At 40.1% G+C, this 16267-nt stretch carries 9 protein-coding genes, 2 tRNA genes, 3 rRNA genes and 2 pseudogenes; 15 read left to right on the top strand and 1 reads right to left on the bottom strand.

Annotated features, from left to right (window positions below; genetic code table 11):
- Positions 1–6 precede the first annotated feature (6 nt).
- The 15 genes and pseudogenes from OWR28_RS03915 to OWR28_RS03985 all read left to right on the top strand — a co-directional run bounded on the left by OWR28_RS03915 (position 7) and on the right by OWR28_RS03985 (position 15562).
- Positions 7–560 (top strand): annotated as a pseudogene (locus OWR28_RS03915) (OmpH/Skp family outer membrane protein).
- A gap of 65 nt (positions 561–625) precedes the next feature.
- Positions 626–898 (top strand): hypothetical protein, encoded by a 273-nt coding sequence (locus OWR28_RS03920; RefSeq protein WP_332385568.1) that lies wholly within the window; start codon positions 626–628, stop codon positions 896–898.
- Positions 865–1128, top strand: a pseudogene (locus OWR28_RS03925) (OmpH/Skp family outer membrane protein); the annotation flags it as partial. The gene OWR28_RS03920 and the pseudogene OWR28_RS03925, both read left to right, overlap by 34 nt.
- A gap of 70 nt (positions 1129–1198) precedes the next feature.
- Positions 1199–1684, top strand: a complete 486-nt coding sequence (locus OWR28_RS03930; protein ID WP_002983678.1) for an acyl-CoA thioesterase — start codon at positions 1199–1201, stop codon at positions 1682–1684.
- Between the two features lie 29 nt (positions 1685–1713).
- Complete coding sequence (gene rfbD / locus OWR28_RS03935; protein WP_332385816.1) at positions 1714–2592, top strand: dTDP-4-dehydrorhamnose reductase; 879 nt, start codon at positions 1714–1716, stop codon at positions 2590–2592.
- Positions 2593–2600: 8 nt separating this feature from the next.
- Entirely contained in the window at positions 2601–3281 is a 681-nt protein-coding gene (locus OWR28_RS03940; protein WP_332385569.1) for a hypothetical protein, read from the top strand.
- A gap of 586 nt (positions 3282–3867) precedes the next feature.
- Positions 3868–5384: ribosomal RNA gene (locus OWR28_RS03945) — 16S ribosomal RNA — on the top strand.
- Between the two features lie 212 nt (positions 5385–5596).
- A tRNA-Ile gene (locus OWR28_RS03950) sits at positions 5597–5670 on the top strand.
- 94 nt (positions 5671–5764) lie between these two features.
- A tRNA-Ala gene (locus OWR28_RS03955) sits at positions 5765–5838 on the top strand.
- A gap of 153 nt (positions 5839–5991) precedes the next feature.
- Positions 5992–8744: ribosomal RNA gene (locus OWR28_RS03960) — 23S ribosomal RNA — on the top strand.
- Positions 8745–8913: 169 nt separating this feature from the next.
- A 5S ribosomal RNA gene (gene rrf / locus OWR28_RS03965) occupies positions 8914–9021 on the top strand.
- The 16S, 23S and 5S rRNA genes sit together here with 2 tRNA genes alongside, the layout of an rRNA operon.
- Before the next feature lie 1737 nt (positions 9022–10758).
- Entirely contained in the window at positions 10759–10923 is a 165-nt protein-coding gene (locus OWR28_RS03970) for a hypothetical protein (protein ID WP_332385570.1), read from the top strand.
- Positions 10920–11546 (top strand): TonB-dependent receptor plug domain-containing protein, encoded by a 627-nt coding sequence (locus OWR28_RS03975; protein ID WP_332385572.1) that lies wholly within the window; start codon positions 10920–10922, stop codon positions 11544–11546. The genes OWR28_RS03970 and OWR28_RS03975 overlap by 4 nt, the downstream gene beginning before the upstream one ends.
- A 113-nt stretch (positions 11547–11659) precedes the next feature.
- Positions 11660–13651 (top strand): hypothetical protein, encoded by a 1992-nt coding sequence (locus OWR28_RS03980; RefSeq protein WP_332385573.1) that lies wholly within the window; start codon positions 11660–11662, stop codon positions 13649–13651.
- Positions 13652–13666: 15 nt separating this feature from the next.
- On the top strand, positions 13667–15562 hold the full coding sequence (locus OWR28_RS03985) for a SusD/RagB family nutrient-binding outer membrane lipoprotein (protein WP_332385574.1): 1896 nt from the start codon (positions 13667–13669) through the stop codon (positions 15560–15562).
- A gap of 134 nt (positions 15563–15696) precedes the next feature.
- On the opposite strand, the gene OWR28_RS03990 is transcribed toward OWR28_RS03985, so the two are convergent.
- Positions 15697–16263, bottom strand: coding sequence for a hypothetical protein (locus OWR28_RS03990; protein ID WP_332385575.1), 567 nt, complete (start codon positions 16261–16263; stop codon positions 15697–15699).
- Positions 16264–16267 lie beyond the last annotated feature (4 nt).

The raw sequence follows: 16267 nt of genomic DNA on the forward strand, positions 1-16267 counted from the left end.
ACAGATATGAAGCACTTTAAAATAATCTTCACATTCGCATTACTTTTGCTTTTCGGGTTAAACAATGCCCAGAAAATAGGAGTAGTGGATACCAACGAAATTCTGAATAAATTACCTCAGTATAAAGAAGCTGAAGCAAGATTAAATTCTCAGATCGACACCTGGGAGTCTGAACTTCAGAATCTTCAGTCTGAATATGAAAGAAAAAAGCTGCTTTTGAAAGTGAAAAAGTATTATTGATAGGCGATCAGCTTAAACTTCGGGAAAAAGAAGTTACAGACCTTGATAAAAATATTAAAACGACAACAAGCTTACGTTTTGGAGCTAACGGTGAAATTACAAAACTGAGAACAAATCTGGTCCAGCCTTTTCAGGATCAGATCTGGGGAGCCATCAAAACAATGTCCGAAAAAAATGGCTTGGGCATAGTTCTTGATAAAAGCAATAACATTAGTGTTATTTTCCTTCAGTCAAAGTATGATTACACCGAGAAAGTATTGTCTATTCTGTTGAAAGGAACAGACAAGAAGGAAAAAACAAACAGCAAAGGCAAAAAATAACGATAGAATTAACTTTTGCTATATTTTAAAATCTAAAAACAAATTAAATTATTTATTTACCAGTTATGAAAAAATTAAGTGTATTATTTGCAGCAGTAATGATGGTTGTATCTGTAGGTATGGCAAAAGCTCAAAAAATTGCTACTTTAGATGTAATGGGAGTTCTTAACGCAATGCCGGAGAAAAAGAAAGCAGATGCTGATCTTAAAACATTCTTAGATACTAAACAAGCTGAGATTAAGAAAAAGCAGACGCAGCTCAGACTAAATATCAGCAATATCAGACAGAAGCTCCTAAAAAAACAGCTGATGAAAACAAAGCTAGAGAAGAGGAGATGAAAAAACTAGCTGATGAAATTCAGCAAATGCAGGAAAAAGCTCAAAAAGATCTGCAGGCTAAGCAAGATGTAGCTTTCGGACCTATTGAGAAAAAATTAAATGATGCAGTAGAAAAAGTAGCTAAAGCTAACGGATACGATTATATTATGGATGCAAACTCAACAGCATTCCTTTATAAAGCAGGACCGGATGCAACTCCAGCTGTAAAAAAAGAATTAGGAATTCAATAATTTCAGCAAATTAACAAAGATTTATAAAACCAACCGCCTCTTTTAGAGGTGGTTTTTTTATTTTTGCGGAATGGAAAAAGAAGTATCAACAACGGTCAAGGTTAGGTTTAGTGATTGCGATCCGATAGGACATTTGAATAATGTAAAATATCTGGATTATATGTTCAATGCCAGAGAAGATCATGTAGAAACATTTTATGGATTCACTTACGAAGAATATACCAAGAAAACCGGCTGTACCTGGATTGCCATTCAAAATGAAATAGCCTATTTAAAAGAAGTAAGATACAATACGCAGGTAGTAATCAGCAGTAAAACCATCGATGTTCAGGATAGAACGGCAAAAGTCGAAATTCTGATGAAAAGCCTGGATGAAAAAACAATCCATGCCGTACTTTGGGTGACTGTTATTTATTTTAACGTCAAAACAAGAAAATCTGAAGTCCATCCTGAAGAGATCAAAGGAATTTTTGATAAATTCTATGTAGATCTGATCCAGAAAGACTTCCAGTCAAGAGTGAAGTTCTTAAGGAGCCAGAATGCCAAAAACTCTTAATCTTATTTCTTAAAGGTTCCAATTTAGAAATTAATAATAAACAAATGAAAAAAATAGCAGTAATAGGTAGCAACGGACAATTAGGCAACTGCATAAAAAAGATAGCTCCTGACTTTGAGCATCAATATGAATTCTTATTTACCGATTCCTCTACATTAGATGTTACCAGTGAAGAACAGGTGAACGATTTCTTTTATGAAAACAAACCTGATTACTGCATCAATGCTTCTGCATATACAGCGGTGGATCTGGCAGAGAAGGAAAAAGATAAAGCTTTTGCTGTAAATGCTGATGGAGTAGCCCATCTTGCTCAGGCATGTGCAGAATATAAATCCATTTTGATTCATGTTTCTACGGATTATGTTTTTGATGGTACTACCAATCTTCCGTATTCCGAAGATGATTTTACCAATCCGGTAGGGGTGTATGGAGAATCAAAAAGAAAAGGCGAAGAGCTTGCTTTGGAAATCAACCCAAAAACGATTATTCTGAGAACCTCATGGCTGTACTCTGAATTCAATAAGAACTTTGTGAAAACCATGCTGATCCTTTTCTCTCAGAAAGATGAGTTGGGAATCGTGGCTGATCAGTTTGGGCAGCCTACCAATGCGAACGATTTGGCAGAAGCAATTATGCAGATCATCCAGGCTCCGCAAAAAACCTATGGAATCTTCCACTTCTCAAACTACCCGGAGACAACCTGGTTTGAATTCGCCAAAAAAATTGCTGAGTTTTCAAAATCACCGGTAAAATTAAATGCCATAACCACCGAACAGTATCCTACTCCGGCCAAAAGGCCTGTAAGAAGCACTATGTCTTTGGATAAAATTGAAGAGACATACAAAATAGAACCCAAACATTGGGAAAACAGTCTTGAAGAATGTGTTGAAATACTTGCACACCAATAATAGATAATATGAAGAATATTGCAATCATCTTTTCCATGTTATGGATCCAGCTGTGGAGCGCCCAGAATGTTTATATGACCAGAGTTGAAAAAACAAATGACAACTCAGATAAATTCTTTTACAGAAAAGAGGACACTGCCACAGATGCTGTTTATTTAGGAGAAGTAGAAGTACAGGGATTTTCAAAAGATGATGCACTTGTATTTTCTCTCGTATATAAAAAAGCAAAAGAGATCGGTGCCAACACATTTCAGTTAAAACCTTTCGAGAATGTTGACGGTACGCCTCAGCCATTCAATGCTGCCAATTATAAAGTTGCTTTATATTATACACCTAAAGAAAAATTGGGGACTAAGCATGGAGAGATGTATATATTTGCATCCTCTGAAAAAGATCAGAAAATAAACATCAACCGTAAAGACTATACCATTCCGCCAAGAACATTTTTAAAATTAAAAGTTGTCCCGGGAGAAATCTATACCATCTCAACAAAAAAATTGTTAGGCTCTACAGTAAAAGTTCAGCCAAAAGCCAATGATGATAATCTTTATTTCCAGGTTTCATCTTTGAAAGTAAAGTCAGATAATACAGGAGTGGGAGGTCTGAATCTGAAATCCGGAGATATTATTGGTCTGGAAAAGTCTTATGCGGAATTTTTAAGCGTAATTTATAAAGAGAATAACCCATAAAAATCAATGATAAGAGTTATTTTAGGATTTATCTTAAAAAATAACTATTCAAATAATTTTTTTTGTTTAAAATTTTTCTTCCTGCCTGCCAGCGCTTTAAGCTGAAATATTACGAAACGGTAAAATTTAAGTTAAATAAACTTGTTTTGCGTTGTAAGAAGTTGCTATCTTTGCCCCACTGAAAACGAGAGTAGATCAGTAAGCGCAGAAGAGCCTTTGGATAGGCAGAGACAATATGACTCCGAAAAGAGACAGACGAAAAAAACTTCAAAACTTTTTGTAAAAAGAGTTGCGGGATAAAAAAGAGTTTGTATCTTTGCAGTCCGAATAAATCGGAGCGCAGGAGCAGGGTGATTGAGATGTTGGATAAGGATTAAGGTTACTTAAAAAACTTTAAAATTTTCTTTAAAAACATTTGGTCATTACAAAATAAAGTTTTACTTTTGCACTCGCAAATACGGAGCGACACTGACAGAGAGATTGCTTCGTTATAAAGCGGAAGATATAAAGATCATTGACATACAATATAACAACCAAGTAAGGAAAAACTAAAGCGTTAAAAACTTTGAGTGAGTCAGACAAACATACAATGGAGAGTTTGATCCTGGCTCAGGATGAACGCTAGCGGGAGGCCTAACACATGCAAGCCGAGCGGTAGAGATCTTTCGGGATCTTGAGAGCGGCGTACGGGTGCGGAACACGTGTGCAACCTGCCTTTATCTGGGGGATAGCCTTTCGAAAGGGAGATTAATACCCCATAATATATTGAGTGGCATCACTTAATATTGAAAACTCCGGTGGATAGAGATGGGCACGCGCAAGATTAGATAGTTGGTGAGGTAACGGCTCACCAAGTCTGCGATCTTTAGGGGGCCTGAGAGGGTGATCCCCCACACTGGTACTGAGACACGGACCAGACTCCTACGGGAGGCAGCAGTGAGGAATATTGGACAATGGGTGCAAGCCTGATCCAGCCATCCCGCGTGAAGGACGACGGCCCTATGGGTTGTAAACTTCTTTTGTATAGGGATAAACCTAGATACGTGTATCTAGCTGAAGGTACTATACGAATAAGCACCGGCTAACTCCGTGCCAGCAGCCGCGGTAATACGGAGGGTGCAAGCGTTATCCGGATTTATTGGGTTTAAAGGGTCCGTAGGCGGATTTGTAAGTCAGTGGTGAAATCTCACAGCTTAACTGTGAAACTGCCATTGATACTGCAAGTCTTGAGTGTTGTTGAAGTAGCTGGAATAAGTAGTGTAGCGGTGAAATGCATAGATATTACTTAGAACACCAATTGCGAAGGCAGGTTACTAAGCAACAACTGACGCTGATGGACGAAAGCGTGGGGAGCGAACAGGATTAGATACCCTGGTAGTCCACGCCGTAAACGATGCTAACTCGTTTTTGGGCTTTCGGGTTCAGAGACTAAGCGAAAGTGATAAGTTAGCCACCTGGGGAGTACGAACGCAAGTTTGAAACTCAAAGGAATTGACGGGGGCCCGCACAAGCGGTGGATTATGTGGTTTAATTCGATGATACGCGAGGAACCTTACCAAGGCTTAAATGGGAAATGACAGGCTTAGAAATAGGCTTTTCTTCGGACATTTTTCAAGGTGCTGCATGGTTGTCGTCAGCTCGTGCCGTGAGGTGTTAGGTTAAGTCCTGCAACGAGCGCAACCCCTGTCACTAGTTGCCATCATTAAGTTGGGGACTCTAGTGAGACTGCCTACGCAAGTAGAGAGGAAGGTGGGGATGACGTCAAATCATCACGGCCCTTACGCCTTGGGCCACACACGTAATACAATGGCCGGTACAGAGGGCAGCTACACTGCGAAGTGATGCAAATCTCGAAAGCCGGTCTCAGTTCGGATTGGAGTCTGCAACTCGACTCTATGAAGCTGGAATCGCTAGTAATCGCGCATCAGCCATGGCGCGGTGAATACGTTCCCGGGCCTTGTACACACCGCCCGTCAAGCCATGGAAGTCTGGGGTACCTGAAGTCGGTGACCGTAACAGGAGCTGCCTAGGGTAAAACAGGTAACTAGGGCTAAGTCGTAACAAGGTAGCCGTACCGGAAGGTGCGGCTGGAACATCTCATTTTAGAGCGTCAAAAGACGTTAAACAAAATCAGTATCGTAAGATACAAAGTACTTGCTTCAAAGTAAAGCTTTAGTTTTTTGTTTGGTTGCTATATAACAATACAAAACCCACTAGAAATTAGTACAGGGAAGAGATACAAGAGCCGAGAGCCCAGACCCAAGACGATAGAAAGTCTTGTATCTAGCATCTTGGATCTAAAAGTCTAAAAAGACAGTCTCGTAGCTCAGCTGGTTAGAGCGCTACACTGATAATGTAGAGGTCGGCAGTTCGAGCCTGCCCGAGACTACTAATTAAAAAGACGGGAAGATGAAAGAGTCAGGAGTCAAGACACAATTAAAAAGTCTTGTATCTGGCCTCTGGGGTCTCTTAGTCTACTAGAGGGGGAATTAGCTCAGCTGGCTAGAGCGCCTGCCTTGCACGCAGGAGGTCAAGGGTTCGACTCCCTTATTCTCCACAGTTTTGGAAGTTTGATTTAAAAGTTACGGATGGAGCCAACAACAACATCTGTTGATCAAGCTGAAAGAAAGAAATAAAGATCATTGACATTAACGGTAAAGACATCACAAAGAGAAAACCGAGCGCATAAAGCGCTTGAGTAACCAATAGGAAAGAAATCGTTAAGGGCGTATGGCGGATGCCTAGGCTTTCAGAGGCGACGAAGGACGTGGTAAGCTGCGAAAAGCTGCGGGGATTGGCACACACGAATTGATCCGCAGATATCCGAATGGGGCAACCCGGCATATTGAAGATATGTCACCTCGTAAGAGGAGCAAACCCGGAGAACTGAAACATCTAAGTACCCGGAGGAAAAGAAATCGAAGAGATTCCGTAAGTAGTGGCGAGCGAAAGCGGATTAGCCCAAAAGTCTTTATATATTTAGAAGAATGTTCTGGAAAGAACAGCCAAAGACGGTGATAGCCCGGTATTCGAAAGGTATATATTGATGATAAATGAGTAGGGCGGGACACGTGAAATCCTGTCTGAATATGGGGGGACCATCCTCCAAGGCTAAATACTCCTGAAAGACCGATAGTGAACAAGTACTGTGAAGGAAAGGTGAAAAGCACTTCGAATAGAAGGGTGAAATAGAACCTGAAACCGTACGCCTACAAGCGGTCGGAGCAGCATTAAGCTGTGACGGCGTGCCTTTTGCATAATGAGCCTACGAGTTAATTTTACTAGCGAGGTTAAGGTATTAAGTACCGGAGCCGAAGCGAAAGCGAGTCTGAATAGGGCGGTGAGTTAGTAGGATTAGACGCGAAACCTTGTGATCTACCCATGGGCAGGTTGAAGCTCTGGTAACACAGAGTGGAGGACCGAACCGGTTGACGTTGAAAAGTCTTCGGATGACCTGTGGGTAGGGGTGAAAGGCCAATCAAACTGGGAGATAGCTCGTACTCTCCGAAATGCATTTAGGTGCAGCGTCGATGTTAAGTTTATTAGAGGTAGAGCTACTGATTGGATGCGGGGGTTTCACCGCCTACCAATTCCTGACAAACTCCGAATGCTAATAAATGTTCGTCGGCAGTGAGGGCATGGGTGCTAAGGTCCATGTCCGAGAGGGAAAGAACCCAGACCAACAGCTAAGGTCCCCAAATATATGTTAAGTTGAAACAACGCGGTTGGACTGCATTGACAGCTAGGATGTTGGCTTGGAAGCAGCCATTCATTTAAAGAGTGCGTAACAGCTCACTAGTCGAGCGGTCCGGCATGGATAATAATCGGGCATAAACATATTACCGAAGCTATGGATTTATAATTATTATATCTGGTAGGAGAGCATTCTATTTGCGCCGAAGCAGTACTGTGAGGTATTGTGGAGCGGATAGAAAAGAAAATGTAGGCATAAGTAACGATAAAGCAGGCGAGAAACCTGCTCACCGAAAGACCAAGGCTTCCTCAGCCATGCTAATCAGCTGAGGGTTAGTCGGGACCTAACGCGAACCCGAGAGGGGTAGTGGATGGACACAGGGTTAATATTCCCTGACTTGCTCACAATAAAAGGGGACGGTTGGATGTATCTGCTGGAGACTGACGGAATAGTCAAGGCCTAGCCTTCGGGCGAAGCTGCTGTAGAGTAATCTGATCCAAGAAAAGCCGAAGTGAAGCAACCCGTACCAAAACCGACACAGGTGGTCGAGGAGAGAATCCTAAGGTGCTCGAGTGAGTCGTGGCTAAGGAACTAGGCAAAATAGTCTCGTAACTTCGGAAGAAGAGACGCCATCAGCAATGGTGGCCGCAGTGAAGAGGCCCAGGCGACTGTTTATCAAAAACACAGGACTCTGCTAAATCGAAAGATGCTGTATAGGGTCTGACACCTGCCCGGTGCTGGAAGGTTAAGGAAGGTGCTTAGCGTAAGCGAAGGCATTGACTGAAGCCCCAGTAAACGGCGGCCGTAACTATAACGGTCCTAAGGTAGCGAAATTCCTTGTCGGGTAAGTTCCGACCTGCACGAATGGTGTAACGATCTGGGCACTGTCTCAGCCACGAGCTCGGTGAAATTGTAGTATCGGTGAAGATGCCGATTACCCGCAATGGGACGAAAAGACCCTGTGAACCTTTACTATAACTTCGTATTGACTTTGAGTAAGTAATGTGTAGGATAGGTGGGAGGCTTTGAAGCAGGCACGCTAGTGTTTGTGGAGCCGTCGTTGAAATACCACCCTTTACTTACTTGGAGCCTAACTTCCTATGGAAGGACATTGCGTGGTGGGTAGTTTGACTGGGGTGGTCGCCTCCAAAAGAGTAACGGAGGCTTTCAAAGGTACCCTCAGCACGCTTGGTAACCGTGCGTAGAGTGTAATGGCATAAGGGTGCTTGACTGTGAGACCTACAAGTCGATCAGGTGCGAAAGCAGGACATAGTGATCCGGTGGTTCCGTATGGAAGGGCCATCGCTCATAGGATAAAAGGTACTCCGGGGATAACAGGCTAGTCTCCCCCAAGAGCTCACATCGACGGGGAGGTTCGGCACCTCGATGTCGGCTCGTCACATCCTGGGGCTGGAGAAGGTCCCAAGGGTTGGGCTGTTCGCCCATTAAAGTGGCACGCGAGCTGGGTTCAGAACGTCGTGAGACAGTTCGGTCTCTATCTATTGCGGGCGTTAGATGTTTGAGAGGGCTTGATTCTAGTACGAGAGGACCGAATTGAACAAACCTCTGGTGTATCAGTTGTACCGCCAGGTGCACCGCTGAGTAGCTACGTTTGGAAGAGATAAGCACTGAAAGCATATAAGTGCGAAACTCGCCTCAAGATGAGACATCTTTTAAGGGTCGTTGTAGATGACGACGTTGATAGGCTACAGGTGTAAAGACAGTAATGTCATAGCCGAGTAGTACTAATTACCCGTAGATTTATAGTCTATGGTTACTGTATCGAAAATAAAAAGACAAGTTCTTTATGCGCAGAAAAGGTTTTGTCTTTGTGAAAGTTTTTATCGCTTAAAACAGATGTCAGATGTAAGACATCAGATAACAGACCATACAATCTGAAATCTGAGATCTCCCCTCTGATATCTTATATACCTTCTTTAGGGTGGTTTTAGCGGTGGGGCTCACCTGTTCCCATTCCGAACACAGAAGTTAAGCCCACCAGCGCCGATGGTACTGCTAACGCGGGAGAGTAGGCCGCCGCCAGTTTTTATTTTATTTTTAAAAATCCTTTATCATAACGATAAAGGATTTTTTTGCTTTATACCCAAGACAGGCTTAAGCTATGAGTAATGAGTAATCAGTAATAATTGATGAATGATAAACGATACACCAATCACTCATTATTTATCATTCATCGTTTATTGTTCATCATTCATCGTTTATCCCACGTTGTCACTCCGCAGGAGTCTAAACAATGCATTTACATTTGAAATTATAGTTCATTATAAATCTTCAACATCCAAAGCCTTTGACCACTCAACTTTGGAACCTTGAAACTCTGATAACTAAGTCTGGATTCCTGCGGAATGACACAACTGGAACAGGATTAAGACCATTGAGACAGAAGCATTAACCCATGTTTTATAACTCTTTATTACTTCCATCCCAAACCCCAGAAATCCATACCCCGGAACCCGTATCCCGAGTCTTGTAACATCATACATCATTGATCTCTTATCAGTAATGATGTACTGCTGTCACTATTACCGTTTATCATTCCCTCCACGTTGTCACTCCGCAGGAGTCTAAACAAGCCACTTTACATTTGAAATTATAGTTCATTATAAATCTTAAGCATCCAAAGCCTTTGACTGTTCAACTCTGGGACCCTGAAGCTCTGATAGCTAAGTCTGGATTCCTGCGGAATGACACAATTGGAACAGGATTAAGACCATTAAGACAGAAGCATTATAACCCACGGTGTATAACTTTATAATTTATGGTATGGATTAAAACTCAGAAGCACATACCCCGGAACCCGTATCCCGAACCCCGGTTCCCATCATTAATAACTTATCATTCATCGTTTATCATTTACCACTCATCACTTACCCCCTGTCACTCCGCAGGAGTCTAAACAATGCATTTTACATTTGAAATTATAGTTCATTATAAATCTTAAGCATCCAAAGCCTTTATGACCACTCAACTCTGGGATCCTGAAGCTCTGGTTACTAAGCCTGGATTCCTGCGAATGACACAATTGGAACAGGATTAAGACCATTGAGACAGAAGCATTATAACCCACGGTTTACAACTTTATAATTTATGGTATGGATTAAAACTCAGAAGCACGTACATACCACAGAACCCGTATCCCGAGTCTTGTAACATCATTCATCATTGATCTCTTATCAGTAAATGATGTACTGCTGTCACTATTACCGTTTATCATTCCCTTCACGTTGTCACTCCGCAGGAGTCTAAACAAGCCACTTTACATTTGAAATTATAGTTCATTATAAATCTTCAACATCCAAAGCCTTTGACCACTCAACTTCGGGACCTGAAGCTCTGATAACTAAGTCTGGATTCCTGCGAAATGACATAGTCGGAAGTATTAGATTACTATGTAAATTGATCATTCTTAATCGGGATCTGACAACTCAAGATTTACGATGAGTACTTAATGATCATTTATAACATATCCAACTGTCACTCCGCAGGAGTTTAAGTAAATCCATTATTTTCTTTAACTCAATTCCTACAAAGTACCAGATTTAGACTATAGCCCATTTAACTTCAATTTTACTTAATTATTTAAGTATCAAAAGCTTTATACTCATATTAATGATTTAATATGTTATGATTAACAAGCTTTGGTTGCTTTTATTAATGTATTTAGCATAAATAATTAATGATTGTATATTAATTTAATGAGAATTACGTTTATTTGTTGAAATATCTTGTGATATTGTTAAATATATACCAAATCTAATTTTTATGAAAAAAACCATTTTTAAGGTTGGACTGCTCCAATCCTTATTCTTTTTCGGTGGATTGTATGCACAAAGTGATTCAACTAAAGCGTCAAAGATTGATGAAGTAGTTGTTACAGCTTATGGGGTAAAAAAAAAAAAGCACTTGGATATTCTTTCCAGGATGTGAAAGGCCAAACCCTTGTCGATGCAAAAGAAAATAACATAACCAATGCATTAGTAGGAAAAGTTGCCGGAATGCAGGTTATTAAAGGAGGTTTTGGACCTGGTTCTTCTTCCAAAATTAATCTCCGGGGGTTTAATTCTTTTACAGGAGACAATCAGCCTCTTATTGTGGTAGATGGAGTCCCGTTAAGTAATAGCTTAGGGGCAAAGGTTAAGCAGAATGGAAAAGACTCTAATAACGATTTCTGGAATCCGGATCTTGATATGGGTAATGGTTTAAGTGATATCAATCCGGACGACATTGAAAGCCTTTCCGTTTTAAAAGGTGGTGCTGCTTCTGCTCTTTATGGTTCCAGAGGTGGAAACGGTGTGATTTTGATTACAACCAAAACCGGTAAAAGAAAAGGAGGATTAGGAATTACATATTCTACAAGCTTAGGCTTTGAAAATATTTTTATGAAACCTGATTTGCAGCATAATTTCGCCCAGGGAAGTAATGGTTTACCCAATCCACAAGGGGTTGATAATACAACTTCTTGGGGACCTGCCTTTGAAGGATCAAGTATGACGGTCCATGATAACTTAAAAAACTTTTTAAGACAGGAACTACCGCACAGCATACATTGAGCTTTCAGGAGACCTTAGGCGAAGGGTCAAGCTTGTACACTTCTGCTAATTATTTAAACAGTAACAGCCAGATTCCCAACTCAAAATATGAGAGGTTCAATTTTATGGCAAAAATGAATGCTAATTTTGGAGCTAATAAAAGATGGACTACTGAGGTGAAAGCCCAGTATATGAGTGTTAAAGGTACAAACAGACCTTCTGCAGGGCAAGGTGATGGAAATTACTATCCAAGAATCCTTCTGATGCCTCAAAATGTTGATGTAAGAGATTATCGTGAGGGGCAGATGCAAAATGGAGTGACATCTCGCTGGATAACCTCCAATGGAATTAATCCCTATTGGACGGCTTATAATGCATTGAACGCTGATAAAAAAGACAGGTTTTTATTAAACGGTTATCTTAAATATCAATTTAATAACTGGTTGAGCGCTGATGTAAGATTAGGAACGGATTTTTATTCTTTAAATACTGATGCACGTGTTTGGACAGGATCTGGCCGTAATAATTCTTACTCTACTGGTCAGGAAAAGTTTTATGAGAATAACTATATCATAAGTCTTAATGCTAAAAAAGATAATATTGCTGGTAAATGGGGAGGATCGCTTTCTGTTTATGGACAGATGATGGAAAGCAGGGATAAGGCATTATATTTTTCCACGCAGAATCTTATCATTGCCAATGTTTTCAGCACATCTAATACGAGTGATCTTGCTTCTGTTACGACGACTGAAGTTGATATGTGGAAAAAAATTAATTCAGTATTTGCGGCTGCTGAAATTAATTATGACGGATATTGGTTTCTGAATGCTACGGCAAGAAATGATTGGTCTTCTACTTTAAGTATTAATAACAGGTCTTATTTTTATTCTTCCGTCAGTACTTCATTAGTTTTGACAGATATGCTGAAGAAAATAAATGGTACAACTTTAAATGCCTTAACATTTGCTAAGCTTCGCGCGGCCTACGCAGTCGTAGGAAACTCTTTACCGCCTCAAAGCTTGTACAATACATATCTCGCTTCCACTGATCCAAACGGACATATTGTACTTGCAAGAAATAAGATACTTTTTAATCCGGATTTGCATGCGGAAAAGCTTAAAACTTTTGAAGTCGGGGCAGATATGAAGTTTTTTGACAGAGTATCTCTGGATATAAGTTATTTTAATAATAATGCTACCGATCAGCTTATAGCTATTCCGATAAATCCACTTTCCGGATATGAAAGAATGATGATTAATTCAGGAGGACTGCATAATAAAGGGTTTGAATTCGTAATGAATACAGATATCTTTAAGAAGGAAAGTTTTGTGTGGAATGTCAATGCCAACTTTTCAACTCTAAAAAGTAACATCGATAAAATTGATGGAATTGTTTCAAAATATCCTTTATCAGGTTTTGATAACGTTGCTTTCTTCGCAGAAGTAGGAAAGCCTTACGGGGCCATTTATGGAACAAAATTCCTGAGAGTAGAAGATGCCAGCAGTCCTTATTACGGAAAATTGATTGTGGATCAAAACGGATTACCACAGGCAGCTCCTGATCAATATTATCTGGGAGATCAAACCCCAAGAGCTTTGTTTGGTTTTACAAACAGCTTTGTTTATAAAAATATTGGACTTTCATTTTTAATTGATGGAAGAATCGGAGGTAAATTTTTCTCTGCAACGCAAGCTGCATTACAAGCGAATGGGCTTGCCGCAGACACTGCACCCGGAGGAAAACGTGATAATATGATCTTGGATGCCGTAGTGGAGGGAAATGGCGGTTATACAGCAAATACTAAAGAAATTACTCAACAGGATTATTGGGGAGCTGTAACCGCTGGAAATTTAGGAATTACAGAGCAAAACATTTATGATGCTACCAATATTCGTTTAAGAAATATTCAGCTGACCTATAATTTTCCTAAAAGTATTTTCCAAAAACTAGCCTTACAGAGTGCTAAAGTAGCTTTTACGGCAAATAACGTATGGATGATCTACAGTAAAGCCAAAGGAATTGATCCGGAATCCGTATTCGCAATTAACTCTAATGCTACAGGATTTGAAAACCTTGCTTTTCCTACTTCAAGATCTTATTTATTTACAATCACTTTAGGCTTTTAATTAACAACTGAAACAATGAAAAAATATATCTTATCATTTTTTACGATTGGTTTACTATGTACTTCATGCAATGACTTTGAAGACATCAATAATAACCCGTTTGCTGTAGATACTAATAAGGCAGAACCTGAATATTTATTAAATAACTCAATTCTCGGTGCCCAGCAAGATCCTAATATTGCAGAACGTGTTTTTGTTTTATACTGGAAAACGGCAGCAAGACAGCATTTGACAACCGGAATTGCAGGTGGAACTTACGACGATTCCTGGACTTCCGAATATTGGAAATACATTTCAGACTGGCTGAATAATGCGAATGCGGCCATTCAGTTGGCTAATGAAAAAAAGACGGCCGGACAGGGAAAACCTTATTATGATAATGTCATTCAGGTTTCCAGAATTTGGAGAGCTTATTTAATGAGTGAATTTTCGGATAATTTCGGACCACAACCTATTCAGGCTTTTCAGGGAACGAATCCTACTTTTAATTCTGAAAAAGAAGTGTATTATTTTATTTTGGAAGAATTGAAAGATGCAGTCGCAAAAATGGACACAACGCAGGGAGTACCATCAAATGCTAATGCTTATGATATGGTTTATGGGTTTAACTGGACTCAGTGGGTAAAGTATGCCAACTCTATGAGGATGAGAATTGCCATGAGAATCGCCGAAGTAGATCCTTCAAAAGCAAAAACAGAATTTGAAGCAGCGGCTAATTCAAATATGTTTATCGCTTCAAGTGCAGATAACTTTAAAGTTGCTGAAAAACCGGGATGGGATGCCTTAACAGGTGTAATGTCCAGAGAATGGAACTCTCAAATTTTATCAGCAACCCTTAATAATTTATACATTGGGCTAGGAGGAGTAAATTCTACAGACCAATTACCAGCGGCTCAACATACACAGGTAAAGGCACCTGATTATATTGGTATAAAATATGATCAGCAGTTCACTACAATGACCAATGACCCAAGTGCAGGATATTGGTTGGACGGATTACCCAATAAAATCGATCCGAGAGCATATAAAACATTCTATATTCCGGGTGATCTTACAAGCCCGGTTTACTCATTATATCCGACTTATACCAATCAGGCAACTACCAACCACGGAGATCTTACGTTTGAAGATAATTCTAAAATAACAATAAATACCGTAAATACCTGGAATGCCTATACCATTGGAAATTGGGGAGTAAAAGGACAGAGAAACGGCTTGAGAAATGTAGTAGGATGTATGCCGGCTTTAGGTAAGCAGTACAGGGAAAGTAAGAATGCAAGAATATTTTTTGCCAGCTGGGAAACCTATTTCCTTTTGGCGGAAGCTGCATTAAAAGGCTGGACAGTTCCAATGAGTGATGAAGCTGCATATAATAAAGGAATTCAGGAAAGTTTTGTTTATAATGGAGTTTCACAATTCTATGGTCAATATATTACTTCAACGGATTATAACCGTGACGGTACTTCTGTTTCTTACAGCCATATTACAGAACCGGGAGTGAGCCATACGATGAAATATAAAGACCCCGTAACCGGGAACTTAGTTTCTGTTGAAATTAAATATCCTGTAAATACCATTTATAAGAATGGATCGGTAAAGAATGATAAACTGACAAAAATTATTACCCAGAAATATATTGCCAATATGCCTTGGTTGCCGTTAGAATCCTGGAATGATCAGAGAAGACTTGGGCTGCCGTTTTTTGAAAACCCAGCCATCGAAACTCCATTGCCAAACCTGCCTAATCTGAACTCAGGAAACTATATGACGAATTCTATTCAGAATTTCCCTCAGAGATTAAGATATCCAAGTACTTTCAGAAATACTGATCAGTCTGGATATGACAAGGCTGTACAATTACTTGGCGGCACAGATGCTGTACTGACCCCTCTTTGGTGGGCCAAACATTAATTAAAGTTTAAATACAAAAAAACAATCCTTTTCTGATTTTGAAAGGGATTGTTTTTTTGATACAAAATTGACTGAATATCCCTTTAAATGGATTATTCAATTAATTATGATAAGTATGGACTGACTTTGGAGTTTTAATTGGCTCCAATTGTGAAAACTACTTGTGTACTGTATGCAGCAGCAGGAATTGTCACGGAAACGCCGCCTATCTCCAGCTGTACATTAATACCGGAATAATCTACACTGTTACTGAGTCCTAGTACTCCACTGAAAGTTATTGTGGAAAGTGTTGCGGCAGTAGCTTGCGGTATTTCTATATAATTAGCCGTTCCGCCATTAATTGTAGCGCTACACAATACACAAAGACCGTTGATTGTTGCTGTACCTCCACTTCTTTTTGCATAAAGTTTCAGAGAGCTGTTCCAGGAAGTGGGAACATGCTGCATGCTGATCCTGGCTCCGGAGCTTGTAAGAAGGTTCAGAAAAGATCCGGGTAAATGGCCTGATAATGTTAGCAGGCTGGGATTATCATAAGTTCCGGCATAATTAGTTCCGGCTTCCGTAATAGTAGGTACAGTTGCAGTCCAGCTGGTGCCCGTAATATTTATGGTTTGCCCCTTAAGAATGTTTCCCGTTATTAAAATAATAAGGTATAGATATCTTTTCAGGGACGGTTTTATGATGGGATTTTTAGTGTTCATTTTT

It is taken from the genome of Chryseobacterium sp. 1B4 (genome assembly GCF_036631475.1).
In the GTDB taxonomy this organism is placed as follows: Bacteria; Bacteroidota; Bacteroidia; order Flavobacteriales; family Weeksellaceae; genus Chryseobacterium.

Bases quoted from the DNA above. Each gene is read 5' to 3' on its own strand.
- OWR28_RS03920 (WP_332385568.1), top strand. From the start codon at position 626: ATGAAAAAATTAAGTGTATTATTTGCAGCAGTAATGATGGTTGTATCT.
- OWR28_RS03930 (WP_002983678.1), top strand. From the start codon at position 1,199: ATGGAAAAAGAAGTATCAACAACGGTCAAGGTTAGGTTTAGTGATTGC.
- OWR28_RS03940 (WP_332385569.1), top strand. From the start codon at position 2,601: ATGAAGAATATTGCAATCATCTTTTCCATGTTATGGATCCAGCTGTGG.
- OWR28_RS03970 (WP_332385570.1), top strand. From the start codon at position 10,759: ATGAAAAAAACCATTTTTAAGGTTGGACTGCTCCAATCCTTATTCTTT.
- OWR28_RS03980 (WP_332385573.1), top strand. From the start codon at position 11,660: ATGAATGCTAATTTTGGAGCTAATAAAAGATGGACTACTGAGGTGAAA.
- OWR28_RS03985 (WP_332385574.1), top strand. From the start codon at position 13,667: ATGAAAAAATATATCTTATCATTTTTTACGATTGGTTTACTATGTACT.
- OWR28_RS03990 (WP_332385575.1), bottom strand. From the start codon at position 16,263: ATGAACACTAAAAATCCCATCATAAAACCGTCCCTGAAAAGATATCTA.